This window comes from Brachybacterium sp. HMSC06H03 (genome assembly GCF_001807385.1).
Lineage (GTDB): Bacteria > Actinomycetota > Actinomycetes > Actinomycetales > Dermabacteraceae > Brachybacterium > Brachybacterium conglomeratum.
Map to the genome: position 1 here is coordinate 1 of NZ_KV788812.1, position 3377 is coordinate 3377.

The window sequence follows — 3377 nt, forward strand, 5'->3', positions numbered from 1 at the left end:
GACGAGGGCGAGCTCGCCCGAGGTCGGCGGCTGCGGCGCGCCGGTCGCGGCCGAGTAGGGCCGGTCGGCCCCGCCCGCGGTCGCGAAGGGCGCGGAGCGGTGGGTGTTGTCGACGGAGGCGACAGTGATCGCGCTCTCGGCCACGCCCGGGGCGCCGCTCGAGAACAGGCCCGCGGCCCCCTCGTTGCCTGCGGAGATGACCACGGTGACGTCGTCGTCGACGAGCGTATCGACCATCTGCGCGGTCGGATAGTCCTGCCAGGTCATGAAGGAGGCGCCGAGGGACATGTTGACCACGTCCGCGCCGTCGTCCATCGCCCGCTCCATCGCCTCGAGGATCACCTCGGTGTCGCTGGAGCCCTCGCAGCCGAACACGCGGTAGGAGAGCAGGTCGACCTTCGGGGCCACGCCGACGACCTCGCCGTCGGCGCCGATGATGCCGGCGACGTGGGAGCCGTGGCCGCCGCAGTCGTCGGGGAACTCGTCGGGGACGGGGGCCTCGCCGGTGCGGGAGTCGTAGGCGTCGCCGACGAGGTCGTAGCCGCCGACGACGCGGTCGTTCGGGAAGTCCTTCGTCTCGTCGTCCACACCGGAGCCGCCGAGATCGGGATGGTTGTAGTCGATGCCGGAGTCGATCACCGCGACGGTGACTCCCTCGCCGCTGAGGCCGTCGACCTGCTGGACCTGGTCCACGCCGGTCATCGCGTTGCCGTAGACGTCCGAGGGCGTCGCGTCGGCCGGCTCGGGGGCGGCGACCTCGAGCACGGGGTACACGGCCCGCACGCCCTCGACCTCGCTGAGCTTCTGTGCATCGGCGTCGTCCATCTCGACGGACATGCCGTTCCAGCCGGTGGTGAAGCTCTCCTGGACCTCGAGCGGGATCGCGGCGTCCTCGGCGCGCTCGGCCACGGTCTCCTGCGCGGCGGTCGCCGACGCCTTCGAACCGCCGCGGAGCGTGGGCTGCCCCTCGACCTCGACCAGCCAGCGGCCGGGGACGGTGGCCTCCCCCGCGGCAAGGAGCTCGTCGGCCGTGGGGACCTCGACGCCGAGCTCGGCGGCGGTGGCGAGCTTCTCGGGGGTCTCGCCGTCGGCGAGCGCGGGGGCGCTCACCAGCATCCCGGCGACGAGCGCCGTGCCGGCGGAGGCCGCGAGCAGGCCGCGGGGTCTGGGAAGATCTGGTCTGGGCAGAGGCATCGGCGCCGTCCTTCGAGGAGAGAGGGAGGACGGTGCGCGCGCGATGGGTCGCCCCGGGGATGTCCGGTGCGCACCGCCGCTCACCATTTCACCATGTGATCCCCCTCACCGGGAGGCGAACGACCGGATCGCGGGAGGGAGGGTCCCGATCAGGTCACGGATCCGGGCCGGCGGCGGCCGCGAGGTCGTTCAGGGGGTACGGCTCAGGGCGGCCCGTCCGCCGACGCCGAGGCGGACCGATCTCCCGGCTCAGGGCGCCTCGGTCTCCCGGCGCAGCGCGATCCGGTCCGGATCGGGCAGCACGAAGGCCGGGGAGGCGAGCTGGGAGAGGGCGTGCTCGAGCCGGGGCTCCTCGTCGGGGACCATCACCGAGAGCATCCCGAGCCGGCCCCCGTCGATCTGGAGTTCGAGCTCGTAGCGGATCCCGCCGCGGAGGAACTCGCCGCGCACCGGCCACTGCTGCTGGCGCGGCACCGCGAGGCGCCGCGGGTCCTCCACCACGAGCTGCAGGTCCGCGCCCACCTCGCCGGTGTCGAGGACCCGTGCGGTCTCGAGCTGCTCTCGCAGCGCCTCCGCGCCCGGCGGGGCCGGGGCGCCCGGGGCATCGGCCAGGAGCGCCTCGATCAGGGCCCGCGCCTCCGAGGGCAGCGGCACCCCGGCGGGCTCCCCGAAGGTCTCCTCGCGCAGGGACCAGCTGCGATCGGGGTCCCCCAGGTGGGGCAGCGCGATCACGGCCGCGGTGCCCGCCGCGCCCAGCGCCGCGAGCGCGAGGCGGGGCCGGGTCATCCCGAGCCCGCGCAGGGCGTCGACCATCCGTGCGTCGAAGCTCTCGACCACGTCCATCAGCCCCAGCGTCACGCCGCCGGCGACGACGCCGTCGCGCACCGGGTCCAGCACCGGCAGGTCGTAGCGGGAGGAGTCCGCGACGAGCGCGGCGGTCGCCGCGGCGACGCCCACCCGGTAGGCGCCGTGCGCGAGCGGTCCCAGCCGGCGCGGCTCGACGAGCGACAGCGCACCGACGGCGCCGGCACCGGCGACGACTCGGAGCATCCGTGCCCTGGTCAGCGAGATCATGCTCGGAGTCTAGAGCCCCGCGGGGCGGGATCGACGTGCGGTCCGCGGCGACTACCCTCTCCTCTGTGAGCCAGGCACCCGAGACCTCCCGCCCGGCGCGCCCCGCTCCCGTGCCCGCCGAGCCGACGCGCCTGCGCCTCCTGGTGCCCGCGCTGCTCGCGCTCGCCGGCACCCTCGCCTACGGCCTGCTGGGCAGCCAGCAGTTCCGCAACCTCGTCGCGCAGTCCTGGGACCTGGGGATCTTCACCCAGCTCCTCCGCGCCTACGGGGAGCTGCGCGCTCCGATCGTGCCGATCAAGGGCGATGCGGTGAACCTGTTGGGCGACCACTTCCATCCGCTGCTCGCGCTGCTGGCGCCGGTGTGGTGGATCTGGCCCAGCGGCGAGGCGCTGCTGTGGACCCAGGCGCTGCTGTTCGGGATCTCCGCGATCCCGCTGACCCGTCTCGCGATCGACCGGCTCGGAGGGGGCCTCGGCACGGTCGCGGGCGCCGCCTACGTCTTCTCCTTCGGGTTGCAGTCCGCGGCGGCGGTGCAGTTCCACGAGATCGCGCTCGCCGTGCCCCTGCTGGCCTTCTCGCTGACCGCGCTGCTGCGGGAGAAGGTGCTCGCCGCGGCGCTGTGGGCGGCGCCGCTGGTGCTGGTCAAGGAGGATCTGGGGCTGACCGTCGCGATGCTCGGAGTCGTGATCGCGCTGCGGGGCCGGCAGCACCGCCCGCTCGGCGCGCTGCTCGTCTCCTGGGGCGCGGCATGGTTCGTGCTGGCCACCTTCGTGATCCTCCCGGCGCTGAACACCGCCGGGCAGTACGACTACACCGACAACCTCGGCTCGCCGCTGGAGGTGGTCTGGCCGCCGGTGAAGTGGCTGACCGTGCTGATGCTCCTCGCGCTCGCCGGCGGGATCGGCGCCCGTTCGCCGCTGATCTGGCTGATGGTGCCGACCCTCGCATGGCGCTTCACCGGGAATGTCGAGTTCTACTGGGACTGGTACTGGCACTACAACGCGGTGCTCATGCCGATCGCGCTCGCGGCCCTGCTGGACGCCCTCGGCGACCGCCGCACGGGACGGGCCACGGCCTGGCTGCGCCGCGACGCGCCGCTGCCGCCCAGG

Annotated in this window: 3 protein-coding genes; 1 reads left to right on the forward strand and 2 read right to left on the reverse strand. The window is 74.1% G+C overall.

Annotation, left to right across the window (positions count from 1 at the left end):
- Positions 1–1194 (reverse strand): S8 family serine peptidase (locus HMPREF3159_RS09730; protein ID WP_168165412.1); only part of this gene is annotated, 1194 nt, incomplete at its 3' end.
- Between the two features lie 249 nt (positions 1195–1443).
- Entirely contained in the window at positions 1444–2268 is an 825-nt protein-coding gene (locus tag HMPREF3159_RS09735; RefSeq protein WP_070500852.1) for a hypothetical protein, read from the reverse strand.
- A gap of 65 nt (positions 2269–2333) precedes the next feature.
- On the opposite strand from HMPREF3159_RS09735, the gene HMPREF3159_RS09740 reads away from it, so the two are divergent.
- On the forward strand, positions 2334–3377 hold a 1044-nt coding region (locus tag HMPREF3159_RS09740), incomplete at its 3' end, for a DUF2079 domain-containing protein (RefSeq protein WP_246821593.1).

Bases quoted from the DNA above. Each gene is read 5' to 3' on its own strand.
- HMPREF3159_RS09735 (WP_070500852.1), bottom strand. From the start codon at position 2,268: ATGATCTCGCTGACCAGGGCACGGATGCTCCGAGTCGTCGCCGGTGCC.